At 63.1% G+C, this 26,437-nt stretch carries 28 protein-coding genes; 16 read left to right on the top strand and 12 right to left on the bottom strand.

Annotated elements, in window-relative coordinates; translation table 11 throughout:
- Position 1: 1 nt before the first annotated feature.
- From ACWGTO_RS17655 to ACWGTO_RS17630, 6 genes are all read right to left on the bottom strand, one after another.
- The gene (locus tag ACWGTO_RS17655; protein WP_454576094.1) at positions 2-1,282 is read right to left on the bottom strand and encodes an O-acetylhomoserine aminocarboxypropyltransferase; all 1,281 of its coding nucleotides are present in this window, start codon (positions 1,280-1,282) and stop codon (positions 2-4) included.
- A 161-nt stretch (positions 1,283-1,443) separates the two neighbouring features.
- Complete coding sequence (locus ACWGTO_RS17650) at positions 1,444-1,965, bottom strand: CoA-binding protein (protein WP_454576093.1); 522 nt, start codon at positions 1,963-1,965, stop codon at positions 1,444-1,446.
- Entirely contained in the window at positions 1,962-2,717 is a 756-nt protein-coding gene (locus tag ACWGTO_RS17645) for a GNAT family N-acetyltransferase (RefSeq protein WP_454576092.1), read from the bottom strand. Before ACWGTO_RS17645 ends, ACWGTO_RS17650 begins: the two co-directional genes overlap by 4 nt.
- A complete protein-coding gene (locus tag ACWGTO_RS17640; protein ID WP_454576091.1) occupies positions 2,714-3,490 on the bottom strand; it encodes an AAA family ATPase in 777 nt (258 codons plus the stop codon). Before ACWGTO_RS17640 ends, ACWGTO_RS17645 begins: the two co-directional genes overlap by 4 nt.
- A gap of 9 nt (positions 3,491-3,499) precedes the next feature.
- Complete coding sequence (locus ACWGTO_RS17635; protein ID WP_454576090.1) at positions 3,500-3,922, bottom strand: VOC family protein; 423 nt, start codon at positions 3,920-3,922, stop codon at positions 3,500-3,502.
- Between the two features lie 3 nt (positions 3,923-3,925).
- Positions 3,926-4,747 carry an enoyl-CoA hydratase gene (locus ACWGTO_RS17630; RefSeq protein ID WP_454576089.1) on the bottom strand — a complete coding sequence of 274 codons (822 nt, stop codon included), beginning with the start codon at positions 4,745-4,747 and terminating at the stop codon, positions 3,926-3,928.
- A 152-nt stretch (positions 4,748-4,899) separates the two neighbouring features.
- On the opposite strand from ACWGTO_RS17630, the gene ACWGTO_RS17625 reads away from it, so the two are divergent.
- The 3 genes from ACWGTO_RS17625 to rpsI all read left to right on the top strand — a co-directional run bounded on the left by ACWGTO_RS17625 (position 4,900) and on the right by rpsI (position 6,539).
- Positions 4,900-5,364, top strand: a complete 465-nt coding sequence (locus ACWGTO_RS17625) for a PaaI family thioesterase (protein WP_454576088.1) — start codon at positions 4,900-4,902, stop codon at positions 5,362-5,364.
- Between the two features lie 226 nt (positions 5,365-5,590).
- The gene (gene rplM, locus ACWGTO_RS17620; RefSeq protein ID WP_135900798.1) at positions 5,591-6,055 is read left to right on the top strand and encodes a 50S ribosomal protein L13; all 465 of its coding nucleotides are present in this window, start codon (positions 5,591-5,593) and stop codon (positions 6,053-6,055) included.
- 1 nt (position 6,056) lies between these two features.
- Positions 6,057-6,539 (top strand): 30S ribosomal protein S9, encoded by a 483-nt coding sequence (rpsI, locus tag ACWGTO_RS17615; RefSeq protein ID WP_454576087.1) that lies wholly within the window; start codon positions 6,057-6,059, stop codon positions 6,537-6,539.
- A gap of 240 nt (positions 6,540-6,779) precedes the next feature.
- On the opposite strand, the gene ACWGTO_RS17610 is transcribed toward rpsI, so the two are convergent.
- Entirely contained in the window at positions 6,780-7,691 is a 912-nt protein-coding gene (locus tag ACWGTO_RS17610; protein ID WP_454576086.1) for a LysR family transcriptional regulator, read from the bottom strand.
- A 96-nt stretch (positions 7,692-7,787) separates the two neighbouring features.
- Between ACWGTO_RS17610 and ACWGTO_RS17605 the strand changes: the two genes are divergently transcribed.
- Positions 7,788-8,657, top strand: a complete 870-nt coding sequence (locus ACWGTO_RS17605) for an aldo/keto reductase family oxidoreductase (protein ID WP_454576085.1) — start codon at positions 7,788-7,790, stop codon at positions 8,655-8,657.
- 215 nt (positions 8,658-8,872) lie between these two features.
- Here ACWGTO_RS17605 and ACWGTO_RS17600 read toward each other — a convergent pair whose 3' ends face one another.
- Positions 8,873-9,931 carry a glycerophosphodiester phosphodiesterase family protein gene (locus ACWGTO_RS17600; protein ID WP_454576084.1) on the bottom strand — a complete coding sequence of 353 codons (1,059 nt, stop codon included), beginning with the start codon at positions 9,929-9,931 and terminating at the stop codon, positions 8,873-8,875.
- A 245-nt stretch (positions 9,932-10,176) separates the two neighbouring features.
- Between ACWGTO_RS17600 and speB the strand changes: the two genes are divergently transcribed.
- The 3 genes from speB to ACWGTO_RS17585 all read left to right on the top strand — a co-directional run bounded on the left by speB (position 10,177) and on the right by ACWGTO_RS17585 (position 12,404).
- Positions 10,177-11,178 (top strand): agmatinase, encoded by a 1,002-nt coding sequence (speB, locus tag ACWGTO_RS17595; protein ID WP_454576083.1) that lies wholly within the window; start codon positions 10,177-10,179, stop codon positions 11,176-11,178.
- A gap of 30 nt (positions 11,179-11,208) precedes the next feature.
- Positions 11,209-12,135, top strand: coding sequence for an N-acetyl-gamma-glutamyl-phosphate reductase (gene argC, locus ACWGTO_RS17590; protein ID WP_454576082.1), 927 nt, complete (start codon positions 11,209-11,211; stop codon positions 12,133-12,135).
- A 131-nt stretch (positions 12,136-12,266) separates the two neighbouring features.
- The gene (locus ACWGTO_RS17585) at positions 12,267-12,404 is read left to right on the top strand and encodes a hypothetical protein (protein WP_454576081.1); all 138 of its coding nucleotides are present in this window, start codon (positions 12,267-12,269) and stop codon (positions 12,402-12,404) included.
- 29 nt (positions 12,405-12,433) lie between these two features.
- Here the strand turns inward: ACWGTO_RS17585 and ACWGTO_RS17580 are convergent, their stop codons facing one another.
- Positions 12,434-13,597: a COX15/CtaA family protein gene (locus ACWGTO_RS17580; RefSeq protein ID WP_454576080.1), complete on the bottom strand. Its 1,164-nt coding sequence runs from the start codon at positions 13,595-13,597 to the stop codon at positions 12,434-12,436.
- 153 nt (positions 13,598-13,750) lie between these two features.
- On the opposite strand from ACWGTO_RS17580, the gene ACWGTO_RS17575 reads away from it, so the two are divergent.
- The gene (locus ACWGTO_RS17575; RefSeq protein WP_454576079.1) at positions 13,751-13,966 is read left to right on the top strand and encodes a DUF2842 domain-containing protein; all 216 of its coding nucleotides are present in this window, start codon (positions 13,751-13,753) and stop codon (positions 13,964-13,966) included.
- A 78-nt stretch (positions 13,967-14,044) separates the two neighbouring features.
- On the opposite strand, the gene ACWGTO_RS17570 is transcribed toward ACWGTO_RS17575, so the two are convergent.
- Positions 14,045-15,103, bottom strand: a complete 1,059-nt coding sequence (locus tag ACWGTO_RS17570; RefSeq protein WP_454576078.1) for a polysaccharide deacetylase family protein — start codon at positions 15,101-15,103, stop codon at positions 14,045-14,047.
- Positions 15,104-15,195: 92 nt separating this feature from the next.
- On the opposite strand from ACWGTO_RS17570, the gene ACWGTO_RS17565 reads away from it, so the two are divergent.
- Positions 15,196-16,425 (top strand): GNAT family N-acetyltransferase, encoded by a 1,230-nt coding sequence (locus tag ACWGTO_RS17565; RefSeq protein WP_454576077.1) that lies wholly within the window; start codon positions 15,196-15,198, stop codon positions 16,423-16,425.
- A 2-nt stretch (positions 16,426-16,427) separates the two neighbouring features.
- On the opposite strand, the gene ACWGTO_RS17560 is transcribed toward ACWGTO_RS17565, so the two are convergent.
- A complete protein-coding gene (locus ACWGTO_RS17560) occupies positions 16,428-17,141 on the bottom strand; it encodes a GntR family transcriptional regulator (RefSeq protein WP_454576076.1) in 714 nt (237 codons plus the stop codon).
- A 263-nt stretch (positions 17,142-17,404) separates the two neighbouring features.
- On the opposite strand from ACWGTO_RS17560, the gene ACWGTO_RS17555 reads away from it, so the two are divergent.
- The 6 genes from ACWGTO_RS17555 (at position 17,405) to ACWGTO_RS17530 (ending at position 23,251) form a co-directional block, all read left to right on the top strand.
- The gene (locus ACWGTO_RS17555) at positions 17,405-18,490 is read left to right on the top strand and encodes an ABC transporter ATP-binding protein (RefSeq protein ID WP_454576075.1); all 1,086 of its coding nucleotides are present in this window, start codon (positions 17,405-17,407) and stop codon (positions 18,488-18,490) included.
- A gap of 60 nt (positions 18,491-18,550) precedes the next feature.
- Positions 18,551-19,840, top strand: a complete 1,290-nt coding sequence (locus tag ACWGTO_RS17550) for an ABC transporter substrate-binding protein (RefSeq protein WP_454576074.1) — start codon at positions 18,551-18,553, stop codon at positions 19,838-19,840.
- Positions 19,841-19,931: 91 nt separating this feature from the next.
- Entirely contained in the window at positions 19,932-20,843 is a 912-nt protein-coding gene (locus ACWGTO_RS17545; protein ID WP_454576073.1) for an ABC transporter permease, read from the top strand.
- Position 20,844: 1 nt separating this feature from the next.
- Entirely contained in the window at positions 20,845-21,663 is an 819-nt protein-coding gene (locus tag ACWGTO_RS17540) for an ABC transporter permease (RefSeq protein ID WP_454576072.1), read from the top strand.
- Positions 21,664-21,665: 2 nt separating this feature from the next.
- Positions 21,666-22,418, top strand: coding sequence for an aspartate/glutamate racemase family protein (locus tag ACWGTO_RS17535; protein WP_454576269.1), 753 nt, complete (start codon positions 21,666-21,668; stop codon positions 22,416-22,418).
- Entirely contained in the window at positions 22,415-23,251 is an 837-nt protein-coding gene (locus tag ACWGTO_RS17530) for a GNAT family N-acetyltransferase (RefSeq protein WP_454576071.1), read from the top strand. The genes ACWGTO_RS17535 and ACWGTO_RS17530 overlap by 4 nt, the downstream gene beginning before the upstream one ends.
- A 146-nt stretch (positions 23,252-23,397) precedes the next feature.
- Here the strand turns inward: ACWGTO_RS17530 and ACWGTO_RS17525 are convergent, their stop codons facing one another.
- On the bottom strand, positions 23,398-25,605 hold the full coding sequence (locus ACWGTO_RS17525) for a GumC family protein (RefSeq protein WP_454576070.1): 2,208 nt from the start codon (positions 25,603-25,605) through the stop codon (positions 23,398-23,400).
- A gap of 263 nt (positions 25,606-25,868) precedes the next feature.
- On the opposite strand from ACWGTO_RS17525, the gene ACWGTO_RS17520 reads away from it, so the two are divergent.
- Complete coding sequence (locus tag ACWGTO_RS17520; protein WP_112561792.1) at positions 25,869-26,432, top strand: polysaccharide biosynthesis/export family protein; 564 nt, start codon at positions 25,869-25,871, stop codon at positions 26,430-26,432.
- Positions 26,433-26,437: the final 5 nt, after the last annotated feature.

The raw sequence follows: 26,437 nt of genomic DNA, 5'->3' as shown, positions 1-26,437 counted from the left end.
ATCAAACCTTGGCCAGAGCCTGTTCGAGATCGGCGACGATGTCGTTGACATCCTCGATGCCGATGGAGAGCCGCACCGTGTCCGGTCCCGCGCCGGCCTTGACCTTCTGCTCGTCCGAAAGCTGGCGGTGCGTGGTCGAGGCCGGGTGGATGACCAATGACTTGGTGTCGCCGACATTGGCCAGATGCGAGAACAGTTCGAGCGCCTCGACGAATTTGACGCCCGCCTCATAGCTACCCTTCAGGCCGAAGGTGAAGACGGCGCCGGCGCCCTGCGGCGAGTATTTCTTCTGCAGCGCGTTGTTCTTGTCAGAAGGCAGGCCGGGATAGTTCACCCAGGCGACCTTGGGGTGGTTTGACAGCCAGCCGGCGACGGTGACGGCATTGTCGCAATGGCGCTGCATCCTGAGCGGCAGAGTTTCCAGACCGGTCAGGATCAGGAAGGCGTTGAAGGGCGAGATCGCCGGGCCGAGATCGCGCAGGCCGAGCACGCGGGCGGCGATGGCGAAGGCGAAATTGCCGAAGGTTTCGTGCAGGACGAGGCCGCCATATTCGGGGCGCGGCTCCGACAGCATCGGGTATTTGCCCGATTTCGACCAGTCGAAAGTCCCGCCATCGACAATGGCGCCACCGATCGAATTGCCGTGGCCACCGATGAATTTCGTCAGCGAATGGACGACGATGTCGGCGCCGTGCTCGATCGGCCGCACCAGATAGGGCGAGGCCAGCGTGTTGTCGACGATCAGCGGCAGGCCGTGCTTGCGGGCGATGTCGCCGATCTTCTCGATGTCGACGAAGGTGCCGCCCGGATTGGCCAGGCTCTCGATGAAGATCGCCTTGGTCTTGTCGTCGATCTGGCTCTCGAAGGTTGAGATGTCGTTGGTGTCGACCCAGCGGACTTCCCAGCCATAATTCTTGAAGGCATGGCCGAACTGGTTGATGGAGCCGCCATAAAGCCTTGTGGCGGCGACGAAATTATCGCCGGGCCGCATCAGATTGTGGAACACGATCACCTGCGCGGCATGGCCGGAAGCGACGGCGAGCGCGGCGGTGCCGCCTTCCAGCGCTGCGATCCGCTCCTCCAGCACCGCCTGGGTCGGGTTCATGATGCGGGTGTAGATGTTGCCGAACGCCTTCAGCCCGAACAGCGAAGCGGCATGGTCGGCATCGTCGAAGACGAAGGAGGTAGTCTGGTAGATCGGCGTGGCGCGCGCGCCCGTAGCCGGGTCGGGCTTGGCGCCGGCATGGACGGCGAGCGTATTGAAACCGGGCGTACGGGTCATCTAAACCTCCCTCTCCTGAAACCTTTTGATATCGCCGGGCATTCTTGGCGAAGCCGGGTGACGAATGCAAAGAAGAAAATACCTTTCGGCAGGCGATCCGGGACGAACGCCTCGGAATATCCGTTTCTTCCCGGAAAAATATTGCGCCAACGGCTGGCCGTTTACTTCTGGCGCACGCCAAAGCTCTGGAAGCCCTGGCGCATAAGCGGCTTCTTCGACGACAGGACGCCGGAGTTGACGCCGGTCCAGCCGATCTCGCCCGACAGCTTGCCGTATTCAATCTTCGGGCAGCGGTTCATAACCACCTTGATACCGGCCGCCTCGGCGCGCGCGGCCGCCTCGTCATTTCGCACGCCAAGCTGCATCCATAGTACTTTTGGCAAAGGTTTCATCTTCAGCACCTCATCGACAATGCCAGGCACCGCAGCGGAGGCCCGGAAAATGTCGACCATGTCGACCGGCTCCGGCAGATCGGCAAGGCTGGCATAGGTCATGCGGCCGAGGATCTCCTTGCCGGCCTGTCCGGGATTGATCGGGAACACCAAAAAGCCCTTGGCCAGCAGATATTTCAGCACGAAAAAGCTCGGCCTGACGTCGTTGGCCGACGCACCGACCATGGCGATGGTCTTCACAGAATTGAGGATGCCGCCGATATAGGCATTGTCGTAGGCGTCGTGGTTCATGCGGCTTTCCTGCGGTAGTGATAGCGGTAGAGTTCACGGTTGAACCCAAGCGAGGCATAGAGCGCGCGGCCCGGCGTGTTGTCGGCGACGACCTGCAGGCAGGCCGCCGAGGCCCCTGCCCGCCGCGCCCAGCCGATCAGGCCGCCAACCGTCTTGCGGCCGAGGCCTTGCTGCCGGAAGCGGCCGTCGGTTTCAACCGACTCCACCACAAGCAGCCCATTGCGGATGACGCCATAGGCCAGGGCGGCAATTTCGCTGTCGCGCTCGCAGGACACGAACGCCTTGTCGCCCACGATCAGCCCGGGCATCTCGCGAAAGGCGCGGCGATCGGTGTCGTCATAGGCGCCCATGAGGAACCGCGCCGCGAACCAGTCCTCATCAGGCGTCGGCGAAACGCTGACGTGCTCGTCGCTGATATCAGCCAGCTCCTCGATCGCGCCATAGAGATGAATGGTCCCGCCTTCGAGATCGTAGCCTTGGCGGTCGAGGAGCGTGTCCATCTCTGCAGCGATGCTGGGAACCCGAAACAGCGGCGTCTGGCCATGGCTGGTGTAGAACGCCTCGGCCGTGGCAAGCACACTCTCAGGCGCGCCGCGGTTGCCATGTAAGGGATTGACCGAGTTGCTGCGCCGGGTCCGGCCGCCCGAACGCCTGAGCAGCCAACCGTCGACGACGGTTTCGACAGCCGCCGGCCAGGCTTCGCGACAAGCCTGTTCGCTCTGCCAGTTGAGGTCGTCGTCGCTCATCGTCATTCGTCGTCTTCCCGCAGCGCCTCTTCCATAAACACCTGCGGGTCGGTGCAGAAGTCGCGCATCATGCGAAAATGATCGGTATCGCTGAAATCGGTCGGGTCGAGGCCGAAGCGGCTGATGCGAAACAGCCGCGCACCGGGACAAGCCATCAGCAACGGCGAATGCGTGGCCATGATCACCTGCGCCGTACCCGACTGGTCCATGCGCCGCAGCATCTTCAGCAGCTCGATCTGGCGCGAGGGCGACAGCGCGCTTTCGGGCTCGTCGAGGATGTAGATGCCTTGCCGGCGGCAGCGCTCCTCGAAAAAGCGGATGAACCCCTCGCCATGCGACCAGGACAGGAAATCGGGCGGCGTCCCGCCGGATTCGCGCGCCGCCTCGTCGAGGTAGCGGGCGACCGAATAGAAGGATTCGGCGCGGAAGAACCAGCCGGCGGTAACCTTCGGCAGCCAGTGGCAGCGAAAAGCATCCGCCAGCCCGCCGCCGCTTTTGTCAATGGCACGAGAATGGTCGACGGGCATGTAACCCTTGCCGCCGCCGGCCTCGTCGTAACCGGCCAGCGCCCCGATCGCTTCGAGCAGCGTCGATTTGCCGGTACCGTTCTCGCCGACGATGATGGTGATCGGCGTGGTGAATCCCAGTTCGAACTCACCGCGACGAAACAGCGGCAGGTTCCAGGGATATTTCTCCCAGTCCTCCACCTTTGCGGGATCGAGCAGGATGCGCTTGAGATAAGGCGCCTTCAGCCGCGTCAGTTGCTTGCGATAGGCCATGCGGACCGATCAGCCCGGCAGCGAGATGGTGCCATCATCCGCGATCGGAAAGGCCGGATTGTGCGCGACTTCCCAGACATGGCCGTCTGCATCGGCGAAATAACCGTACCAGCCGCCCCAGAAGGCTCGCCCGGCAGGCTTGACGATTTTGCCGCCGGCCTTCTCGGCGGCGGCAAGCACCGCGTCGACCTCGGCGTCGGAGCGGGTGTTGTAGGCGAGGTAGACCGCCGACGGCGCCCTGGCGAAGGTGATGCCTGAATCTTCTTCTGCGCTTTCGCGCGGAAACAGGCCGAGAATGGCGCCACCCATCTGGAAGAAAGCGACACCGTCGGTGATGCCGGCATGACGCTTGAGGCCCATGCCCTCATAAAAGCGCACGGCGCGGTCGAGATCGTCGGTGGCGATGGTAATGATGGAGATGCGCGGTTCCATGGTTTAGTCGTCCGTCCATTCCGGCTTGCGCTTGCCGATGAAGGCGCCGATGCCCTCCTCGGCGTCGCGCGCCAGCATGTTCTCGACCATGGTGCGGCCGGTAAAGGCATAGGCGTCGGCCAAGCCCATTTCGGCCTGCGCGTAAAAGGCTTCCTTGCCGGTCTTGACCACCAAAGATGATTTGGAAGCAATGGTTTGCGCGTATTTGGTGACGATCTGATTCAGGTATTCACGCGGCACGACGCGGTTGACCAGGCCGAACTCCTTGGCGGTTGCCGCGTCGATGGTCTCGCCGGTCAAAAGCATTTCCATGGCGTGCTTGCGCGAGACGTTGCGCGACAGCGCCACCATCGGTGTCGAACAGAACAGGCCGATGTTGACGCCCGGCGTGCAGAAGGTGGCCTCATGCGAGGCAATGGCGAGATCGCAGCTGGCGACCATTTGCAGCCCGGCGGCGGTGGCGAGGCCGTCGACCTCGGCGATTATCGGCAGAGGATGGCGAACGATTGCCTGCATCAACGCCCCGCAGGCCGAAAATGTCTGCTCGAAGAACGCCTTGCCCTTATCCGCATCGGCACGGCGCGCGGTCATTTCCTTGAGGTCATGGCCGGCACAAAAAACCTTTCCGGCCGCTGCCAAGACGATGACACGAACGGATTTGTTGGCCTTGGCCTGATCGAGTTCGGCACTCAGCGCCGCCATAACGGAAAGCGACAATGCATTGGCGGGCGGGTTGGCGAGCGTCAGGCGCAGCACGCCCTTGTCCAGCCTTGCGATGACCGGCCCATCTATGGCAGCAGGTTTGATGGCAAGGATTTCGGCCATGACAAGGTCTCCGCGATTCCGCTGGCGCCGACAGACTATCTAATATCGGATCGGGTTTCATCAACACCCATCGCTTGCGCCAGAAGGGTGAAGGTGTTGCCAGAAACGCGCCATTGCGGTCATACAGGCCCGGAATAGAACGAGAGACCGACATGCCCGCCCAGGACAATCTCAAGCCGGTGCTGACGGCAACCGAAGTCAATGCGCTGATGGCCAGCGTTTACCCGCAGCTCAACGACGAATTCGCGTCGTACGAGGCGCTGGACGTTTTCCCTGGCGGCTGTACTGTGCGGCTCAACGCCAACGAGCGGCATCTGCGCCCCGGCGGCACAGTGTCCGGCCCCTGCCTGTTCACGCTGGCCGACATTGGCGGCTATGTCTGCGTGCTCAGCCACGCCGGACCGGATGCCCTATCGGTGACCACCAACCTCAACATCAATTTCATGCGCAAGGCCGAGGCCGGGCCGATCGACGGCCATTGCCGCATCCTTAAGCTGGGCAAGAGCCTGATGGTGTTCGATATCGACATTGTTGCCCGATCGGAGGGGCACACGGTAGCCCATGCCACGGGCACCTATTCGATCCCGCCGAAGCGGATCGGCGATGTGGTAAAATAATACCTTTTTGCCAAGTATTTGTTTTTATTACTCTTTGCGCACTATCGAGCTTTTCCCGCGCCTTGACGTGCAAAGTCCCCTCGCCTATAAGCCCTCCCGAAGCAGCGGCCCGCAAAGGCCGCCGTTTTGTTATTGGCGGCGGGCAAGTGCCTTGTCACCAATTCAAGCAACAAGAAACGCTTTCTCGATCGTTCGGAGAAGGTCCAAACCGAAAGTGACAAAATCCATGGCAACCTTTTCGCAGAAGCCTGCGGATGTGGTGAAGAAGTGGGTGCTGATCGACGCCGAGGGTCTCGTCGTCGGCCGTCTCGCCACTGTCATCGCCAATCATCTTCGCGGCAAGCACAAGCCCACCTTCACCCCTCATGTCGACGATGGTGACAATGTCATCGTCATCAATGCCGACAAGGTGGTGTTCACCGGCAAGAAATTCACCGACAAGGTCTATTACTGGCACACCGGCCACCCCGGCGGCATCAAGGAGCGCACCGCGCGCCAGCTGCTCGAGGGCCGTTTCCCCGAGCGTGTCGTCGAGAAGGCCGTTGAGCGCATGGTCCCGCGTGGCCCGCTCGGCCGTCGCCAGATGAAGAACCTGCGCGTCTATGCAGGCGCAGAGCATCCGCACGTCGCCCAGCAGCCCGAGATCCTCGACGTGGCCAAGCTGAATTCCAAGAACAAGAAGGTCGCATAAGATGGCTGAGCTTTCCTCGCTCGCAGAACTGGGCGCCGCCACCGGCAACGCCAACACGCAGGCCGCGGCCCCCGTCCATGTCCAGAAGCTCGACAAGTCGGGCCGCGCCTATGCCACCGGCAAGCGCAAGAACGCCATTGCGCGCGTCTGGGTGAAGCCGGGCTCCGGCAAGATCGTCGTCAACGACAAGGAATTCGCAGCCTATTTCGCGCGTCCGGTCCTGCAGATGATCCTCAACCAGCCGATCATCGCCTCCAACCGCGCCGGCCAGTACGATATCGTCGCCACCGTCATCGGCGGCGGCCTGTCCGGCCAGGCCGGTGCCGTTCGTCACGGCATCTCGAAGGCGCTGACCTACTACGAGCCGGCGCTGCGCGCGGTGCTCAAAAAGGGCGGCTTCCTGACGCGCGACAGCCGCGTCGTCGAGCGCAAGAAGTACGGCAAGGCGAAGGCCCGTCGTTCCTTCCAGTTCTCGAAGCGCTAAGCGCCACGCAGTTTGGATTATCGAAAAGGCCGCCTTCGGGCGGCCTTTTTGTTTGAGGTCTCGGCAATCACCCCGCCCGCGCCTTCGGCGCGACCTCCCCATCGAGGGGAGGTAGGGGCCACGGCAGGTTCACCGTCGAACAATCCACTAAGGCAGGCAGTCCCATGGCGCGGCGACCTACCTCCCCTCGATAGGGAGGTCGGCGCGCAGCGCCGGGTGGGGTGATGGCGCCGAACACAGTTATTGGCCGCGTCCGGCTGGCGTCTTGATGTAGTCGATGAAGGCGCGCAACGGCGCCGGCACCAGACGCCGCCCGGGATAATAGAGAAACGGTCCCGGAAAACTTTGCCACCACGGTTCCAGTATGGGTTCCAGGACGCCGCTGTCGAAATGTGGGCGCACCCAATCTTCGAAGAGCCAAAGGATGCCTACGCCGGCAATCGCGGCATGGATATTGAGATCGACGCCTCCACCGATGCCGACGATCAACGGCCCCGACGTATCGACCCGCACCACCTCGCCATCGCGCTCGAATTCCCAAGGCGTCATGGCTCCACTGGGGAAGCGGCCGCGCAGGCAGGCATGGCCAAGCAGTTCGCTGGGGTGTTGCGGCCGGCCCTTACGATCGAGGTAGGCTGGCGCGGCAGAGGTGGTGAAGCGCTGGACGCGCGGTCCTATCGGCACCGCGATCATGTCCTGCTCCAGCCGTTCGTCGTAACGGATGCCGGCGTCGCAGCCGGCGGCAAGCAGATCGACAAAGCTCTCCTCCACGACCACCTCCAGCCGGATCGCCGGATAGGCGGCAAGAAACCCCGGCACGATCTTGGGCAGCACCAGCCGTGACGCGCTGACGGGAACATTGAGCCGCAAGGTTCCCGCCGGCCGGTCGCGAAAACCATTCACCACGTCGAGCGCCGCCTCGACTTCACCCAGCGCCGGGCCGAGCCGCGCCAGCAGGCCGCCACCGGCTTCGGTGAGCGCGACGCTGCGCGTGGTGCGGTTGAAGAGCCGCACACCCAGCTGGGTTTCCAGACGGCGAACGGCTTCGCTAAGCGCGGAGGCACTGCCTGCGGTCGATCGTGCGGCCTCGCGAAAACCGCCGGCGCGCGCCACGGCGAGGAATGCCTGGAGATCGTTGAGGTCAGCCGCCATTGTTCGCAAATCCGCACAAGTTGTTTCGATTATATCCGGTTATCGAGACAGCGGCCATGCTCTATCTCCATCGCCGAGACACAAGGAGAAGCAGCAATGTCCAATATCGACAAATCCGGCGCCTATGGGCTCGGCGACCGCACGGTCCGTCGCCTCGGCTATGGCGCCATGCAACTTGCCGGGCCCCACGTGTTTGGCCCGCCCAAGGATCGCGACGCCGCGCTGGCAGTGCTGCGCGAGGCGGTGTCATCGGGCGTGGACCATATCGACACCTGCGACTATTACGGCCCGCACGTCACCAACCAGATTATTCGCGAAGCGCTGTCGCCTTATCCCGAAGATCTCGTCATCGTCACCAAGATCGGCGCCCGCCGCGGCAGCGATGCGTCCTGGCTGCCGGCTTCCTCGCCCAAGGAACTCACCCAGGCCGTGCACGACAACCTCATGAATCTCGGACTTGAAGTGCTGGACGTCGTCAATCTGCGCATCATGTTCGGGATGGGGCCGACTGAGGGCTCGATCGAGGCGCAGCTGACTGCGCTTGCCGAGTTGCAGCGCAAGGGACTGGTGCGCCATATCGGCCTGAGCAACGTCACCCCTGCGCAGGTCGAGGAAGGCCGCCGGATCGCCGAGATCGTCTGCGTGCAGAACCAGTACAATCTGGCGCATCGGGACGACGATGCCCTGATCGACAATCTTGCCCGCGACGGCATCGCCTATGTGCCGTTCTTCCCACTCGGCGGCTTCAACCCGTTGCAGTCGTCGACTTTGTCGGATGTCGCCGCGCGCCTTGGCGCCACGCCGTTGCAGGTCGCGCTGGCCTGGTTGCTCAAGCGCGCGCCGAACATCCTGCTGATTCCGGGGACATCGTCGGTCGGGCATCTCAGAGAGAATTTGGCGGTGGCGGAGCTGGAGCTGCCGGCGGATGTGATGAGGGAACTCGATGGGGTTGCGGAGGCGGCTTGAGGCCTATCTTCAGGGGCTCGGCAGTCACCCCACCCGCGCCTTCGGCGCGACCTCCCCATCGAGGGGAGGTAGGGGCGTCGCGCTATTCGGCGCTCCGATTCTTGCAGCCAAGACACACCACCGCCGAACGAAGGTCTGCCGTGAGGCCCTACCTCCCGTCGATGGGGAGGTCGGCGCGCAGCGCCGGGTGGGGTGATGGCGCCAACGTCAAACGGTTAATTGATACTCGCCGTACTCGCCGGCTCGGCCGGCTTTGCCTCATCGGCATAAGGCACGCGAAACCCATTTGCCGCCAGCCAGTCAATCGCAACCTTCGGTTCGTCGGTTTGGATGATGGTGGCGCCGCGCTCGGCCCAGAAACCCCAGGTCTCGGCCGGCAGGCTGGCCGCGACCGCCAGTTCGTCACCGCGGCCGCCGGAGAGGAAGCCGCCCCGCTTGTTGACGATGGCGTAGGTGTCGGCCCAGATGTGCCAGCCGCCGCGCACCGACACCGCCCGCATGCGGGTGCTGAACAGCGGTCCCCCGGTCTGCGTCAGCGTCTCAGCCCCTGCCCGCCAGTTGATCAACTCGATCGCGCCGGGCGCAAAAGCCTTGCCGACCTGCTCGGCGAAGGCAGCGTCGTGCACCGCATCGTCGGCGATGATCGGCATGAACTGGAAGCCACCGCCGGCCGCATCGAGCGTCGCCTTGACCGTGTCGATCCGCTGGTGGCTCCACAGGTTTTCCTTGACGATCACCTGTTCGGCCATGCCGAGGTCGCGGGCAACAGCGATCATGCCGGGCAGCGCCTGGACATCGAGTTTGTTATCGAGGTTGATCAGGATGCGATCCTTGGTCGCCAGCAGCATTTCGCGCAGCGTCGACACGGCTTCATCGGTGACAGCACCGGTGCCTTCGACCACCAGCCTGCAGCGTTTGAGTTCGGCCAGCGTGTAGTTGACCACCTCGCCCTTGCAATTCGTGGTGCGGTCGAGCCAGCTGTCATGCATGACGACGAATTCGCCATCCTTCGAGCGCCTGATGTCGACCTCGACGATCTCAGCACCAATGGTAATCGCGCCTTCGACGGCGGCGAGCGAGTTTTCGGCATAGAGCGTCTTGCCGGCCTGCATGCTGCCGGCGCGATGCGCGGCAATCATGACGTGGTCGCGCCACTGGTTGGCATGTTCGAAGCGGTCGAGGATCTGCCGGGCGCGGGTTTCGCCCGCCAATGCCTGGCCGGTGAAGGCCACAAGCGCTGTCGAGAGCAGAACGCTCAGCCATATGGTCCGCATCGAGAATCGCTCCTTGCAGGATCGACCCGGGGATAGGCGACGTCAGTGACAGGCCGGTGAACGAAGCCGGCTAGTGGATTGTCGCGCCGCTGCAACAAAGTCGTGCTGAAACCATGCCGGCAGCGCGCCGAAGCGGAATTGAGAAGGCAGCCTGTAGAACGCTACGGCGTTTCGCCACGCTGCGACTGGTATCTTGCGTGCCGGTTCTGTAGTTGTGGCAGCCCGATGAACAAAGAGGACCCATAATGGCGAACCAGACCATCGATAACGCCTTCACCGCCCGCTCCAAGACGGGGGCATCCTTCGAGCCGACCTATGCCGGCGCGCTGTCGTTCATGCGGCGCAAATACACCAAAGATGTAAAGGGCGCGGACGCGGTGGTATGGGGCATTCCCTTTGATGCCGCCGTCACCAACCGGCCGGGCGCGCGCTTTGGGCCGCAAGCGATCCGCCGCGCCTCGGCGATCCTCGACAACGACCCGCAATATCCATTCTCGCGCGACCTGTTCGAGCATCTGGCCGTTGTCGATTGCGGCGATTGCCTGCTCGATTCGGGCAATCACCAGAAGACGCCAGGCACGATCGAGCGCGAGGCGGGGAAGATCCTGAAATCGGGCGCTTTCCTTTTGTCGCTCGGCGGCGACCATTTCGTCACCTGGCCGCTGCTCAAGGCGCATGCCGCCATCCACGGGCCGCTGGCGCTGGTGCAGTTCGACGCCCACCAGGACACCTGGCCGGATGACGGCAAGCGCATCGACCACGGCTCCTTCGTCGGCCGCGCCGTCATTGAAGGCATCATCGATCCCGACCGCTCGATCCAGATCGGCATCCGCACCCATGCGCCCGACACGTTCGGCATCAAGATCCTCTACGGCCACGAGATCGAGGAGATGCGGGCGTCAGACATCGCCTATGCCATTGTCGACCGCACCGGCGGCAGGAAGACCTATCTGACCTTCGACATCGATTGCCTCGATCCGGCCTTTGCGCCCGGCACCGGCACGCCGGTCGCCGGCGGACCGTCCTCGGCAAAAATCCTGTCAACGCTGCGCCAGCTCGGCCAGGTCGATATTGTCGGCGCCGATGTCGTTGAGGTTGCGCCGGCCTATGATCACGCCGATATAACGGCGATCGCCGGCTCGATGGTGGCTATGCACTATCTCGGTCTGGTGGCCGAACGAAAGGCGCGGGCCTTCGAGTTGAACAATGGCAATCATGGCGCGGCGAACCACGGCCAAGGCATATAGGTTTGAATTAGCAGGGAACTTTGCAGGAACATGAAACCGAAAATCTTCATCGATGGCGAACACGGTACCACCGGCCTGCAGATCAGGGCGCTGCTGGCCGAGCGCGGCGATCTCGAGATCATCTCGATCCCGACCGAGCGCCGCAAGGAAACGGCGGCGCGCGCCGAATTCCTCAATGCCGCCGATGTCGCGATCCTGTGCCTGCCGGATGCCGCCGCCAAGGAAAGCGTGTCGCTGATTGCTAACGACACCACCAAGGTGATCGACGCCTCGACGGCGCATCGCGTCGCCGAGGGCTGGGAATACGGCTTCGCTGAACTGGACAAGGGACAGGCCAGGACCATTGCCAACGCCAGGCGCGTCGCCAATCCCGGCTGCTGGCCGCAAGGACCGATCGCGACGCTGCGGCCGCTGGTGACGGCAGGCCTGCTGCCGCCGGATTTCCCTGTCACGGTCAACGGCATTTCGGGCTATTCGGGCGGCGGTCGGCCGATGATCGAGGAGTATGTCGCCCAGGGCGAGGATGCCTCGGAATTCCTGCCCTATGGGCTGACCCTGCAGCACAAGCACGTGCCGGAGCTCAGGACCTACGCAAAGCTGTCGCACGATCCGATCATGCAGCCGGCGGTCGGCAATTTCGCCCAAGGCATGATCACGGTGGTGCCGCTGCAGCTCGGCGGTCTCGACCATGTGCCGACCGGTGCTGAACTGCACGCTGCGATCGCCGACCATTTTGCCGCCATCCAAGGCGGCGTGGTCGAGGTGGCGCCCTACGCGCATATGGAGCGCATGCCGGAGATCAATCCGGAGGTCTATAACGGCACCAACCGCATGAAGGTCTATGTCTTTGCCAATGACGACAGGGCACAGGCGCTGCTGATTGCCGTCTATGACAATCTCGGCAAGGGTGCCTCGGGTGCGGCCGTGCAGAACATGGACCTGATGCTCGGCCTCTGAAATGGATGCGCCAGCCTTTCCCAAGCGCTGGAAGGTCGGTGCGTCCGATGACAACCTCGTGAAGTCCAGGTAGCCACCTGTTCACCATGAATGGCCTAGACACGGACAGCGTCCACGAGGGGATTCGGATCATGGTCAGCGCGGTTTCAAGCTCGTCTCAGGCAAAGGCGTCCGAGCAGCAGCAGCAATCGACCCCGTCCAGCGCCGCCGCCCGCCAGGCCGAGTTCGACGGCGCCAAGACGAAGGGCTCGACCCTCTTCTGGATGTAGCGGGCAGTCAGTTCGCCACCCTAGGGAAACTACACCGGCGGCAGGGATAGACGTATCCCAGCCGCAACCAACGAGACGCCAACACCGACAAGGAGCACGTACCTGCGCTTCATCGGCGGTCTCGTTGGTAGCGGATAGGCGCCCTTGGTGCCGCGCCAGTGCGCGGCGGCAAAACCCAGCAGGACAAGCGCGAACGCCTGATGAGTCAGCGCCATGTGCAGCGGCACCTGCATCAACAGGGTGCCGATGCCGATCGAGGCCTGAACCAGCACCAGCAGAAACAGCAGCATCGCGCGCCTTGCATGGGTCGTTCCCGGCTGGCGCATGCGGGTCGCGATCATATGCCAGAGCGCAACGGCGAAGACTGTATAGGCGCCGAGCCGATGGACGAACTGCACCGTCTTCGGGTTCTCGAAGAAATTGCGCCAGGCCGGTTCAAGCAGCAGCAGGTCACTGGGGATGATCTTGCCGTCCATCAGCGGCCAGGTGTTGTAGCTCAGCCCGGCGTCGAGCCCGGCGACCAGGCCGCCGAGATAGATCTGGACCAGCGCCAGCAGCACAATGAAGCCGGCGAGCCTTTGCGTCGACCGGTCGGCGGCGGGCTCGGAATGCGGCGCCAGGCCGCGCGCCACCACCATGCTGGCGGTGAATATCAGTGCTGCCAGCGTCAGATGCGTGGCCAGCCGGTATTGGCTTACGGAGACGCGGTCGACAAGGCCGGAGGCCACCATCCACCAGCCGATGGCGCCTTGCAGACCACCGAGCAGGAGAATGCCGAGCAGTTTTGGCCCAAGGCCGCGTTCGATGCGGCGCGTCGCCCAGAAAGCCAGCAGCGGCAGGCCAAAGACGAGTCCGACGCTGCGCGCGAGAATGCGGTGCGCCCATTCCCACCAGAAGATCGACTTGAAGGCGTCGAGGCTCATGCCCTGGTTGAGCTCGGCATATTGCGGGATCTTCTGGTAGAGCTGAAATTCCTCCTGCCACTCGGCGTCGTTGAGCGGCGGTATCACGCCGTGGATCGGCTTCCATTCGGTGATCGACAGGCCGGAATTGGTGAGCCTGGTGGCGCCGCCAACGAGCACCAGCGCAAACAACACCAAGATCACGACATAGAGCCAGCCGCGCACCAGCGCCCGGTTGTTGAGGTCGCGGTCGCGGGCCGTGTAAGGCGCGGCAGCTGATATGGCAGCCATAGGCTAAGTCCCGGCAGGTTTAAGTAGCGGAGTGGTGAACCATCGCAACCCGGCTGACAAGACCGGACGGCGCGGCACGCCGTCGCGCCGCAACTGGCGGGTTGCGCGCGCCCCCGGTTAAGCCTAAGCGAAGGCGATCAACGAGAACGCCTCATGCCCATCCGCCTGAAAAAGCTGATCGGAACCTTCCTGCTGGTCGCGCTGGTCATCATCTATGCGCTGGTCGCGTCGATCATAGCGGTGGCGCAGCTGTCGGAATCCGGCCCGCTGGTGCACTTCCTGTTCTTCCTGTTCAGCGGCCTGTTCTGGGTGCTGCCGGCAATGGGTATCATCAAATGGCTGATCCTGGAGCCGCCGGTGAAGCGCTGAGGCAACCGTTTGCAGGCCGGCCTCACCTGAATATCGGCATAGCCTAGATCGTCACCACCATCTCAGATGGTCACCATCTCAGATGGTCACCACCATCTTGCCGGCATTGGCCAGCGGCGTCGTCACACCCGACAACATGGTGCGGATATGGGCGACGCTCTGGTAGCGGCCATTGACCGAAATGCGCGGCAGCGCGTGCAGGAAGCCGGCATGCTCGGCATGCAGCACCCCATGTCGGGTGGTCACCGCCGAGGCGTAGCCGGCGTCGCGGGCGAAGCCCACTTCGCGGCAGCCGACAGCGCTGGCATAGCCATAGGGGTAGGCGAGATGGCGCGGCTCTTCGCCGAGCTGCGCCTGCAGCTGGCGCCTGACGTCGCCGATCTCTTGGCGCGCATCCGCTTCGTCAAGCCGCTTCAGATTGCGATGGTTGACCGTGTGCGCGCCGATGGTCACCAGCCTGTGCCCGGCCATGGCGCGTATGTCATCCCAGGTCATCAGCGTGCTTGAACGCAGGGCATCGAGTTCGATGCCGTTCGAGCGCGCGAGATCGCGCAGCGCGGCGCGCTGATCCTCCTCGCGCACCTCAAGCGTCAGGTAACCGTGCAAGCGCGCATTGGCCTGGAGCTTCTTGCCGTGGGTCGAGCAGTCGATCGAAACCGGCCCCTTCGGCGTCGCCAGCGTCAGCCGGTCGCGCGCGTTGACGATATCCTCGACGACGTCCCACCACAAATCGGCGCTGCCGTCGATCAAGCCCGGCGCGACATAGATGGTGATCGGCGCGTCGTGCTTTTCCAACACCGGCAGCGCTTCGGTCATGTTGTCGCGGTAGGCGTCGTCGGCGGTGATGGTGGCGAACTGGCCATCCTTGCCGCCGGCCTTGATGCGCTCGATCGCCTCGTCAAGCGTGACGAAGGCGTAGCCCCTCGCCTTCATGTCGCCGACCAAGGCGTCGAGGAAACGCGGGGCAATGTTGAGGTGGCGGTTGACACCGTCGGGCTTCTCCGGTGTGGCGGTGACCCGGTGCAGCATAAGGATGGCGCCGATGCCGCCGACGAACGGTTTGGCCAGCGGTGCAAGGCCGGTAAAGCGGGCGATGTTAAGCGCCAGTTTCCGAACTGCCTCCCCGCCGTCGATCATTCATTCACCTTTTGCGCCTAGGCTCAATCCAAGCACGGAACGCGCCGACGCGAACTCCCTGATCGCGACGAATACGCCTTAAGGATTGAGGTATGGTTGACGCCACCGCGTCATTTGACGGCAATCGGCTCGCCGCAAGCAAGGCGTCTGCGCGAGCGACGGCTGCCGACCAGACCAGCCTGTCGGTGTCGATCGCCGACGCCGCGGCGCTCGCCTATTACGGGGAATTCTGCCGTTCGGCGCTGTTCGCGCCGGCGCAGAGCGCGGCCTGGGCCTGCGCATGGACAGCGCAAGCCAATCCCGATGCCATCGTCGCAACGCTGAAAATCGAGGACAAGCCGGTCTTCTCGCTGGCACTGGAAATCACGCGATCCGGTCCATTCCGTGTCGCCCGTTTTTTGGGCGGGCGTCACGCCAACGGCAATTTCGCCGCCGCTGATAAAGCATGGCTAGCAAAGGCCGATGCCCCGGCCGTCCGCACCCTTTTGACGGCAATCGCCAAGGCGCGTCCCGATATCGATCTTGTTGCGCTGGAAAGGCTGCTGCCTGACCTTGATGGCATTGCCAATCCATTGGCGGCATTCGCACATTTCCCCAGCCCCAATTTGTCGCTCGCCATCGACCTCGATGGTGGCTTCGATGCGCTGCTGTCGCGTGCGAGTGGCAAGCGCAAGCGCAAGAAGCACCGTTCGCAGACGCGCAAGTTCGAGGCTGTCGGCAGCCATCGCCGCATCGAAGCGCGGACACCGGAAGAGGTGGACAGGCTGCTCGATGCCTTCTTCGCCATGAAGGAGTTCCGCTTCGCCAAGATGGGCATCGCAAATGTCTTCGGCGAACCGGAGGTGCGTGCCTTCTTCCGCGCACTGTTCGTCGACGCACTTGCCGAGGAAAAACCATCCTTCCTGCTGCATGGGCTTGAGGTCGCCGGCAAGCTGCGCGCCATCACCGGCTCGAGCCGCTCAGGCAAACGCCTGATCTGCGAATTCGGCGCCATTGCCGAGGACGATCTCGGCCACACCAGCCCCGGCGACTTCCTGTTCTTCGACAACATCCAGGAAGCCTGCCAGACAGGTTTCGAAGTCTATGACTTCTCGGTCGGCGATGAACCCTACAAGCGGCTTTGGTGCGATATCGAGACCCGGCATTTCGAGGTGCTGGTGCCCTTGACACTGAAGGGACGCGCCCTCGCGTCGGCGCTGCGACAGGGGGCGCGGGCCAAAGCCTACATCAAGAACAATCCGACGGTCTGGAAGCTGACCAAGTTGCTGCGCCGCAAGGCTGCCGGACAGGCAGTGCCCGCCGCTGCCGACGACGAAAACTAGCGTCAAAAATTGAGAGCTTCGCGTAGCGCCGGACCGGCCCTGACTCGCAGGTCGAGATCAGCTTCTATGTGGTCGATATGGTGCAGCATCAGTCGGCTCACCAATCCGCAATCGCCGCTCTCCAGCGCGCCGACAATTTCCGTGTGCTCGCTGTGCCCGCAGGCCGAAACGCCGGACCGTCCGTAAAGGGCGATGACCAGCGACGAACGCGCCACCAGTTCCTCCATGAAACGCTGCAGGATGGCATTGCCGGCGACGGAGGCGAGCAGCAGGTGGAAATCGCCCGATGCCTTGATTTCTGAGCGCCGAGCGGTCGGGCCGCGTTCGGCGATGAAGCGACCTTCCTCATCGAGTTGCGCCCTGAACGCAGCGAGGTTGGCCGCGGTTATGCGCCCGCAAGCAGCGATCGCGATGCCAGGCTCGATCAGCCGGCGGGAGGCGAACACCTGGCGCGCTTCCTCGGGCGAAGGGTTGGCAACGAAGGCACCTCGGTTTCGCTCAGTACGCACCAACCCCTCGAAGGACAGCATCTGCAGCGCTGCGCGCGCGACGGTGCGCGAGACATCAAACAGCGTGCCGACCTCGCCTTCCGACAGCTTGGTGCCGGGCGCCAGCCGACGGTCGACGATGGCGTCGCGCAGATTGTCGCGGATCGCCTGGGCGCGATCCTGATTGGCGCTATCGGCTGCGGAATAGATCTGATCGGCAATGTTCATGGCGATGATGTTCCTGGCCTCTTCTAGCGCGACTCGTCCTCGCCGCACGAGAGGCAAGGTGGACACGAACGCAAAAAAGATTGCATACGATTTTTGTGCAGATCGAGCACAATCGCTCATAATTTGTGCAATGCACAAGGCGGCCCCCCAGATAGGCAGCAATTCGGAATCCTGATTTTTCAGACAATTCAATCGCTTGGCCGAGCGCCACCGAACTGGCACGCATGATGCTTTGGTTAATGCGACCAAACGGGAAAGCGTGAATGTCCAAAGCCGCCGAGATCGACATAGTGTCCGTTTCGAAAGTTTACGGAATGACGACCGCTGTCGAACAGATCAGCCTGAAGATACCGGCAGGCACTTATTGCTGCCTGCTCGGGCCCTCCGGCTGCGGCAAGACCTCGACACTGCGCATGATCGCCGGGCACGAAAGCATTTCGTCGGGGGATGTGCGGCTCGGCAACACCGTCGTCACCGACCTGCCGCCGGCCAAGCGCGGCACCGCGATGATGTTCCAGTCCTACGCACTGTTCCCGCATCTCGACCTTGTCGACAATGTCGCCTTCAGCCTGAAGATGATGGGCATCGACAAGGAGCAGCGCCGCGCCAAGGCGCTCGACATGCTCAAGCTGATGCAGATGGAGACCTATGCGACGCGCAAGCCGGCGCAGCTTTCCGGCGGCCAGCAGCAGCGCGTGGCGTTGGCGCGGGCGCTGATCACCGATCCCGAGGCGCTGCTGCTCGACGAGCCGCTGTCGGCGCTCGACCCGTTCCTGAAGATACGCATGCGCGCCGAACTGAAGAAATTGCAGACCTCGCTTGGCATCACCTTTGTCCACGTCACCCACAGCCAGGAGGAAGCCATGGCCTTGGCGGACCTGATCGTGGTGATGAATGACGGCCGCATCGAACAGGCCGCGCCCCCGCGCGAGGTGTTCGAGCGGCCGGCCACGGCCTTCGTCGCTCGCTTCATGGGCGACCATAACGTCATCTCGGGCCGCGTCACCGGCGCACGCGACGGCATGGTGGTCTTCGACGTCAATGGCGGCGGCTCCCTTGCCGCAAGCGGCCAGGGCCAGGATGCGGGCGCACCGATCGACATCGCCATCCGCACCGACCATGTGCGCATCGGTGAAGCGCCCTCACCCGGCCTCGGCTTCACTGGCATCGTCTCAAACATCGAGTATCGCGGCCATTCCGTAAAGCTGTCGGTCAACGGCGCCGGCATCGACGACTTCACGGTGATCGTCGACGATTCTGATTTCTTCGCAAAACCGGTCGCCGTCGGCGATGCCGTGCCGCTCGCCTGGGACCGGCAGGACGCGGTCGTTCTTGGCCGTCTCAATTGATGACCGCCTTCATTCAACACTCAGTGACGCACCAAACCAAAACAAGACAGGGGAATGAACATGACAAAGACAACTGAAACAAAAACGGGAATTTCGCGCCGCTCTCTGCTCAAGACGGGGGCCGCTGCCGTCGGCCTCGCCGCGGGCTCGGGCGCCATCACAGGCTTCCCGACCATCTGGGCGCAGTCCAACATCACGCTGCGCCAATTCGGCACCGGCGTGTCGAACCTGAATGCCATTGCCGACAAGTGCAAGGCCGACCTCGGTATCACGCTGGAAATGACGGCGACCGATTCCGATGCCGCAGCTCAGCGCGCCGTGACCCAGCCCGACAGCTACGACATTGCCGACATCGAATACTGGATCTGCAAGAAGGTGTTCCCGAGCGGCGTGCTTCAGCCGATGGATGTCAGCAAGTTGAAATATTACGACGAGCTGGTGCCGCTGTTCAAAACCGGCAAGCTCACTCCGGATAGCGTCATCGCCCAGGGCACCGCGCCGCACACCGTCGGCTATGTCGAGGCGCAGGATTCAAAGACCTTCGCCAAGGCGCCGACCAACTGGTTCACCATGGTGCCGACCATCTACAACGCCGATACGTTGGGCATCCGGCCCGACCTCGTCGGCCGCGACATCACCACCTGGGCCGACATCATGGACCCGGCCTTCAAGGGCAAGACCGCGATTCTCAACATCCCATCCATCGGCATCATGGATGCGGCCATGATCATGGAGGCCACCGGCAACATCAAATATGCCGACAAGGGCAACATGACCAAGGAAGAAATCGACAAGACCATCGACTTCCTGATCAAAGCCAAGCAGGCCGGCCAGTTCCGTGCCTTCTGGAAGTCGTTCGACGAGAGCGTCAACCTGATGGCATCGGGCGAAGTGGTCATCCAGTCCATGTGGTCGCCGGCGGTCGCTGCCGTGCGCTCGAAGGGCATCGCCTGCCGCTTCCAGCCGCTCAAGGAAGGCTACCGCTCATGGGGCGGCGGCCTTGGCCTTGCCGCGCATCTCAAGGGTGCCGAGCTCGACGCGGCCTACGAATACATCAACTGGTATACGTCGGGCTGGGTCGGCGGCTATCTCAATCGCCAAGGCTACTACTCGGCCAATATGGTCTCGGCCAAGAAGTTCATGTCCGAGGACGAATGGGGCTACTGGATCGAGGGCAAGCCTGCCAAGGGCGAGATCAAGGCACCGGATGGCACCGTCATGGAAAAGGCCGGCGCCGTGCGCGACGGCGGCTCGTTCGAAGAGCGCATGGGCAAGGTCGCCTGCTGGAACTCGGTCATGGACGAGGACCGCTACATGGTGAAGCGCTGGAACGAGTTTATCGCGGCGTAAGGGAACAAGCAGCATCCCTCCTCTACCCCTTCTCCCACTTCCGGGAGAAGGGAACGCGGTTCCGGCCGCATCGCCAAACCCGAGAGCATGGATGACAGTCGCGCTCGAACGCCCCGCCATCGCCGCCGCCAGTCCCAGCAAGCGCCGCCGCTTCTCGCTCGGTGCCGTCGCGCCCTATTTGCAGTCAGCGCCGCTGGCACTCATCCTCGGTGCGTTCCTGCTGCTGCCCATCATCATGATCGCCGTCGTGTCTTTCTGGGATTACGACTTCGCTGCCATGTATCCGGATTTCCTGACGACGAACTATTCCGACGTGCTTGGCTCCTGGGTGACGTGGAAGACCTATCTCAACACCATCAAGTTCGCCGCCATCGTCTGGGCGCTGACTTTGTTCATAGGCTTCTGGGTCGCCTATTTCCTTGCCTTCCACATCCGCACCACGGCCATGCAAATGGTGCTGTTCCTGGTCTGCACGGTGCCGTTCCTGACCTCCAACATCATCCGCATGATCTCGTGGATCCCGGTGCTTGGCCGCAACGGGCTGATCAATTCGACGCTGGTGCACATGGGGCTGGTGCCGAAGCCGATCGAGTGGCTGCTCTATTCCGAATTCGCGGTCGTGCTGGCCATGGTGCATCTCTATACGCTGTTCATGGTGACGCCGATCTTCAATACGTTGATGCGTATCGACCGCTCGCTGTTCGAGGCGGCGCGTGATGCCGGCGCTTCTGGCTGGCAGGTGCTGTGGAACGTCGTGATCCCGCTGGCCAAGCCCGGCATGGCGATCGGCACGATCTTCGTCGTCACGCTGGTGATGGCCGATTTCTCCACCGTGCAGGTGATGTCGGGCGGCCAGAGCGCATCGGTCGCACTGATGATGAAGAACCAGATGTCGCTGCTGCAGTATCCCGCAGCCGCCGCCAACGCGGTCGTGCTCCTGGTGCTGGTGCTGTTGATGGTCGCCGGCGTCCTGCGCATCGTCGACATCCGCAAGGAGCTTTGAGGTGAGCCACGAAAAACGCACCCTCGAATTCTATGTGCTTGCCGCCTTCTTCACTCTGTTCGTCCTGTTCCTCTATGGCCCGCTGTCGGCGATCCTGATCCTTTCTTTCCAAGGCGAGACCGGCGGCCTCACCTTCCCGCTCAATGGCGTATCGCTGCACTGGTTCGCCAATCTGTTCGAACGCCAGGCGGTCGGCGATTTCGGCGGCAGCTTCAAGCGCTCGCTGGTGCTCGGCCTGATGGTGATGACCGTCACCGTCGTCGTGTCGCTGCTGGCAGGGCTCGCTTTCCGGCAAAAATTTCGTGGCGCCACCGCGCTGTTCTACCTGGCGGTCGCCAGCCTCGTCGTACCCTCGATCATCATTTCATTGGGCATCGGCGTCGTCTTCCAGCAGGTCGGCTTTCGCCCGGCCTGGTACACGTCAGCCTTCGGCGCGCACCTCACCTGGACCTTGCCCTTCGGCGTGCTCATCATGTTCGCCGTCTTCAACCGCTTCTCGCCCGCCTATGAGGAAGCCGCGCGTGACCTGGGCGCCAACTCCTGGCAGACCTTCGCCCATGTCGTGCTGCCAATGATCGCGCCGAGCCTCATTGGCGTCGGCCTGTTCGGCTTCACGCTGTCCTATGACGAGTTCGCCCGCACGCTGATGACGTCGGGCACCTTCAACACGCTACCGCTCGAGATCTACGCCATGACCACCAATGTCACGACGCCGGTGCTCTACGCACTGGGCACGGTGACCACCGTGTTCTCCTTCCTGGTGATCCTGGCCACACTGGGCGCCATCCTCTATGTCGGCCGCAGGCGGGCCAGGGCTTGATTGTGCAGATACTGGTGGTGAACCCCAACACGACGGCGAGCATGACCGAGACGATCGCCGCGGCGGCGCGCGGCGTTGCCGGCGCGCGGACAGAGGTGATCGCGGTCACCTCCTCGATGGGGCCGGCCTCGATCGAGGGCTATTATGACGAAGCATTGGCCGTGCCCGGCCTTTTGCTGGAGATCGCCGCCGGCGAACGTGCCGGTGCGCAGGCGGCCATCATCGCCTGCTTCGACGATACCGGCCTGGACGCCGCACGCGCCATGGCCTCCATTCCGGTCATCGGCATCTGTGAGGCCGCACTCAGTGTCGCCTCGTACATTGCCCAGCGCTTCACAGTCGTAACGACGACCGAACGCTCGCGTGTCCCTGTCGAGGGGCTGGTGCAGCGCTACGGCATGTCCGGGCGCGCCCGTGTACGCGCCGCCGACATTGCGGTCCTTGCCCTTGAGGATCCGGCGTCGGGCGCCGTCGAGAAACTGCGCGGCGAGATTGCCCGTGCCATTGAGGAGGACCGAGCGGAGGCCATCGTACTGGGCTGCGCCGGCATGGCCGACCTGGCCTACCAATTGAAGGAGGAGTTCGACCTGCCGGTCATCGACGGCGTCGGCGCGGCGATCAAGCAGGCCGAGGTGCTGATCGCATTGGGGCTGTCGACCTCGAAGCGCGGTGCCTATGCCAGCCCGCTGGCCAAGTCCTATCGCGGTATGCTGAAATTCTTCTCGCCTGGACTATCGCCGCAGAGTGAGCCATGAAGCCGACCATCCGTGCGTTGTCACTACAAGAACTGGCCGTTCTCATCGACTGGGCGGCAGCTGAAGGGTGGAACCCTGGCCTTGACGATGCCGCCGCATTTCAGCCGACCGACCCTGAAGGCTTCATCGGCGCCTTTGTCGGCAACGAGATGATCGCCGCCATCTCGGCTGTCGCCTATGGCGGCAATTTCGGTTTCATCGGTCTCTACATCTGCCGACCAGACATGCGCGGCCAAGGCCATGGCAAAGCGGTCTGGAGCGCCGGCATGGCCAGGCTGGCCGGCCGAACAGTCGGGCTCGACGGCGTCGCGGCGCAGTTGGCCAACTACCGGCGTAGGGGATTCAGGCCAGCTTACGAAACCATCCGCTTCAGCGGCCGTATCGCGACCCCGCCCGTCCGAAGCGAAGGGGTGCGCACGATAACCACACAACTCATGCCCGACATCATCGCCTACGACGCCCGCTGTTTTCCCGCACCTCGGCGAGCCTTCCTACACCGTTGGGCGCAACCACCGCATTGCGGGTTCGCCGCAATCAGTTCACTCGGCACCAAAGGTTACGCCGTGGTTCGTCCGTGCCGTTCAGGTTACAAGATCGGCCCGCTGTTTGCCGACGATACCGAGACCGCGATGCAACTCCTGGACGGCCTGGCTGGAGCCTGCGAAGGCGGTGACCTGCATATCGACGTTCCAGCCGACAATATGGATTTCACTACGGCGCTTGCAGCGATTGGTTTCAGGCCGACCTTCACCACCACCCGCATGTACAAAGGCCCGCCTCCGAAGGTCGACCCTCGCCGAATATTTGGTGTGACGACCCTGGAGTTGGGGTAGATCGGCGCAGCCTGACATGCTTGGCCAGGCGTTTGCGTTTCTTCAAGACGTGCGACTGAGAGCTCGGTTTTGTGAACCGACGCGCGATGGTCGATCGACTCTGCAAGAAACTGGTGGGCGCCGCCTAAGTAGAAGTGTCTGATGTCTCAGGCGGCGCTACGTCGTCCCGGCACGGGGTTTCCCGGCGTCTCATGGCCTACCGGCGTCACCAGAGTGAGATCGGGATAGCCGCTTTCGATCAGCTTGACGGCGGCCTGCGCCACCTCATCGTCCGCTTGCAGCATGGAGAGGAAGACCTCGGTGCTGTCGCCGACGAGTCGGCCGATGCCGTGCGCATCGGCTGGTCCGCATTCGACAATCACCAGATCATAGGCCGTGGTCAGCGACTGCATGATGATCGGCAGCCGGTCGGAGGCGCGCATGGCGCGGACCGGATCGGCGGTGCCGACGGGAACGACATGGCAGTCGGAATAGAGGTCGGCGTGGATGACTTCGCTGAACTGCGCTTCCGAAGCCAGCAGATTGGTGATGCCGGGGAACAGCCCGCTGTCCAGCATCGGTCGCGAGGCAGCGCCCGATGCAGTCAGGTCGAGCAACAGCACGCGCAGGCCGGCGTCGGAGACTTCGCGCGCCACCAGCACGGCCGAGGCCGCGGCCTCGTCGCCTTCAGGCGACACGAAGATGGCGCGCGCAGCGCCGCTGGCGATCAGCTTTTCCGCCGCCTTCTCGACATCGATCTCGCCAAGGCTGGAGCGTACCGGTTCGGGTTCGGCGTCAGCGACCACAGCTTCTTCCAGCGCTGTGGGAGTCGACCCGGGAGCCGCCTTCGGCTCCAGTTCGGCTTCCATGTCCGCCGGCCGATCTTCCGCCTCTTCGACCGCAACCGTCGCCGGCTCAACAGCCGGCACCGACGCGGCTGGCATCGCAACCTGTTCGATGCGCTCCAAGCGGGCGCCGGGGGCCGGACGCATGGCGCGGCCCGAAAACAGCTCCTGCAGAAGCGTGATGATCGACATCAGCAGCAGCGAGCCGACGAAGGCGGCGCCGACGATCGGGACGAGTTTGGGGAAATAGGGTTCGGACGGCACGCGCGCCTCGGAAAACACGCTGGCATCGACCGGCAGATAATTCTTGCGCGAGGACACTTCGCGGAAACTCGCCATATAGGATTCAAGCTGCTGGCGCCGGACATTCGCCTCGCGCTGCAGCGCATCCAGCTGGACCTGTTCCTCGCCGGCCCGCGACGCCGCCGCCTTAAGCTTGTTGACGTCCGAGATGAGCTGGTTTTCGCGCGCCTGGGCGGTCTGCGCCTGCGTCAGCAACCCGCGCATGATCTTTTGCGCCTCGACGCGGATCTGACCGTCGAGATCGGCAAGCTGCGACCTCAGCGCCCGCAGGCGCGGATGGTTGTCGAGCAAGGTTGTGGAAAGATCGGCGATGTTGGTTCTGAGCTCGATCTGACGCTCGCGCAGCCGCTGAATCAGATCGGAAGACAGAACTTCCGGTACGGCGTCCAGCGAGCCGCCATTCTGCAAGGCCTGGCGCACCCTTTCAGCCGTAGCCTCGGCCGAAGCGCGGTTGGCGCGCACGCGCGACAGTTCGGTCGACAGTTCGGACAATTGCTGTGTCGCCAGCACCGAATTGTTGCCGCCCATCAACAGGTCCGACTGGGCGGAACGGAAGGCCGCGACCTTGGCCTCGGCATCCCTCACCTGCTTCTGCAGATCCTCTATCTCCGGTCCCAGGAAGGCGGTCGCGGCGGCGTTCGACTTGGTCTTTGCATCCGCCTGGTAGGCCAGGTAGCGGGCGGCAATGGCATTCGGAATGTCGGCGGCAAGCTTGGGATCTTCCGAGGAAAATTCGACGGCGATGGCACGCGTCTTTTCCACGCCATAGACGTTGAGCTTGTCGCGCAACTTCATCAGCACGCGCTCTTCGAGCGGAATCTCTTGCGGGTCGCTCTTCAGCCCGGCAATGACCAGAAGCCGGCTTACCGGCGACATGCCAAGCGCATCGTTGAACTCCGGCTTGTCGCCCAGATCCAGATCTTCAGCCACCTTATTGAGAATGTCGGACGAGGAAATGACCTGAACCTCTGTTGCCACGCCTTCCGCGTCGAGCACAGGTTTGTCGTCTTCATTAGTTCCGGCAGGCCGCGTATAGGCCGATTCGTTCAACTGGATTTTCAGCTGCGTCGTCGCCTTGTAGTGCGGCGTGGCAAGCCAGGCGAAGGCGAAGGCGAGACCGGTGACGACGAGCGTGACCACAAGGATGCGCAGCCAGTTCCTCGCCAGGCTGGCGAAGAGCTGTCTCAGGTCGACATCGACATCTGCGGCCGCGGACTGAACGGACATGCATTCCTGCTCCGGAACATGAGTCTAAGAGTACCGTAAACAACTATGGTAACTCAGGCGTTAAGATGGCGGTAAGCACCCGTTAGGGTTTGCTGACATCAGGCAAACAAAAGCCATGAAACTACTCGGCTTTTGTCGATTGCCACCAAATCGGCCGCGTCCCTTTACCGGCCATTAACCCTAACAGGATGATAACGAACCCATATCCTTAAGGTTTGCCGCCGCGTCATGGCGGCCACAGCGACGAAGGTGTGTGTCCGATCATGAAAAGCGCTGCTGGTCTGTTTCGCGCTCTGCTGGCCGTGTCGATGCTCGCCGGCTGCTCCAGCTACCGGCCGACGCCGGCGGCTTTCCACGAAGTGCTCGACCAGCCCTACCGGCTCGGCGCCGGCGACCGTGTCCGCGTCACCGTGTTCGAGCAGGATGGGCTGACCAACACCTACAGCGTCGACCAGTCCGGCTACATGTCCTTCCCGCTGGTCGGCGCCGTGCCGGCACGTGGTCACACGGCCCAGCAGCTGGAAAAAGAGATCGCCGACAAACTGCGACAGGGCTATCTGCGCGACCCCGATGTGTCGGTCGAGATCGACCGCTACCGGCCGATCTTCGTCATGGGCGAAGTGGGCGCGGCCGGCCAGTATTCCTATGTGCCGGGCCTGACCGTGCAGAAGGCGATCGCGATTGCCGGCGGCTTCTCGCCACGCGCCAACCAGGAAAGCGTCGACATCACCCGCGACATCAACGGCAAGGTGATGACCGGCAGGGTGGTCACCTCCGACCCCTTGCTGCCCGGCGATACGGTTTACGTTCGCGAACGCCTGTTCTGACACCA

Source organism: Mesorhizobium sp. PL10 (genome assembly GCF_053714315.1).
This window is presented reverse-complemented; position numbering and strand designations above follow the sequence as displayed.

Coding starts and splice junctions, on each gene's coding strand:
- ACWGTO_RS17655 (WP_454576094.1), bottom strand. CDS start 1,282: ATGACCCGTACGCCCGGTTTCAATACGCTCGCCGTCCATGCCGGCGCC.
- ACWGTO_RS17650 (WP_454576093.1), bottom strand. CDS start 1,965: ATGAACCACGACGCCTACGACAATGCCTATATCGGCGGCATCCTCAAT.
- ACWGTO_RS17645 (WP_454576092.1), bottom strand. CDS start 2,717: ATGACGATGAGCGACGACGACCTCAACTGGCAGAGCGAACAGGCTTGT.
- ACWGTO_RS17640 (WP_454576091.1), bottom strand. CDS start 3,490: ATGGCCTATCGCAAGCAACTGACGCGGCTGAAGGCGCCTTATCTCAAG.
- ACWGTO_RS17635 (WP_454576090.1), bottom strand. CDS start 3,922: ATGGAACCGCGCATCTCCATCATTACCATCGCCACCGACGATCTCGAC.
- ACWGTO_RS17630 (WP_454576089.1), bottom strand. CDS start 4,747: ATGGCCGAAATCCTTGCCATCAAACCTGCTGCCATAGATGGGCCGGTC.
- ACWGTO_RS17625 (WP_454576088.1), top strand. CDS start 4,900: ATGCCCGCCCAGGACAATCTCAAGCCGGTGCTGACGGCAACCGAAGTC.
- rplM (WP_135900798.1), top strand. CDS start 5,591: ATGGCAACCTTTTCGCAGAAGCCTGCGGATGTGGTGAAGAAGTGGGTG.
- rpsI (WP_454576087.1), top strand. CDS start 6,057: ATGGCTGAGCTTTCCTCGCTCGCAGAACTGGGCGCCGCCACCGGCAAC.
- ACWGTO_RS17610 (WP_454576086.1), bottom strand. CDS start 7,691: ATGGCGGCTGACCTCAACGATCTCCAGGCATTCCTCGCCGTGGCGCGC.
- ACWGTO_RS17605 (WP_454576085.1), top strand. CDS start 7,788: ATGTCCAATATCGACAAATCCGGCGCCTATGGGCTCGGCGACCGCACG.
- ACWGTO_RS17600 (WP_454576084.1), bottom strand. CDS start 9,931: ATGCGGACCATATGGCTGAGCGTTCTGCTCTCGACAGCGCTTGTGGCC.
- speB (WP_454576083.1), top strand. CDS start 10,177: ATGGCGAACCAGACCATCGATAACGCCTTCACCGCCCGCTCCAAGACG.
- argC (WP_454576082.1), top strand. CDS start 11,209: ATGAAACCGAAAATCTTCATCGATGGCGAACACGGTACCACCGGCCTG.
- ACWGTO_RS17585 (WP_454576081.1), top strand. CDS start 12,267: ATGGTCAGCGCGGTTTCAAGCTCGTCTCAGGCAAAGGCGTCCGAGCAG.
- ACWGTO_RS17580 (WP_454576080.1), bottom strand. CDS start 13,597: ATGGCTGCCATATCAGCTGCCGCGCCTTACACGGCCCGCGACCGCGAC.
- ACWGTO_RS17575 (WP_454576079.1), top strand. CDS start 13,751: ATGCCCATCCGCCTGAAAAAGCTGATCGGAACCTTCCTGCTGGTCGCG.
- ACWGTO_RS17570 (WP_454576078.1), bottom strand. CDS start 15,103: ATGATCGACGGCGGGGAGGCAGTTCGGAAACTGGCGCTTAACATCGCC.
- ACWGTO_RS17565 (WP_454576077.1), top strand. CDS start 15,196: ATGGTTGACGCCACCGCGTCATTTGACGGCAATCGGCTCGCCGCAAGC.
- ACWGTO_RS17560 (WP_454576076.1), bottom strand. CDS start 17,141: ATGAACATTGCCGATCAGATCTATTCCGCAGCCGATAGCGCCAATCAG.
- ACWGTO_RS17555 (WP_454576075.1), top strand. CDS start 17,405: ATGTCCAAAGCCGCCGAGATCGACATAGTGTCCGTTTCGAAAGTTTAC.
- ACWGTO_RS17550 (WP_454576074.1), top strand. CDS start 18,551: ATGACAAAGACAACTGAAACAAAAACGGGAATTTCGCGCCGCTCTCTG.
- ACWGTO_RS17545 (WP_454576073.1), top strand. CDS start 19,932: ATGACAGTCGCGCTCGAACGCCCCGCCATCGCCGCCGCCAGTCCCAGC.
- ACWGTO_RS17530 (WP_454576071.1), top strand. CDS start 22,415: ATGAAGCCGACCATCCGTGCGTTGTCACTACAAGAACTGGCCGTTCTC.
- ACWGTO_RS17525 (WP_454576070.1), bottom strand. CDS start 25,605: ATGTCCGTTCAGTCCGCGGCCGCAGATGTCGATGTCGACCTGAGACAG.
- ACWGTO_RS17520 (WP_112561792.1), top strand. CDS start 25,869: ATGAAAAGCGCTGCTGGTCTGTTTCGCGCTCTGCTGGCCGTGTCGATG.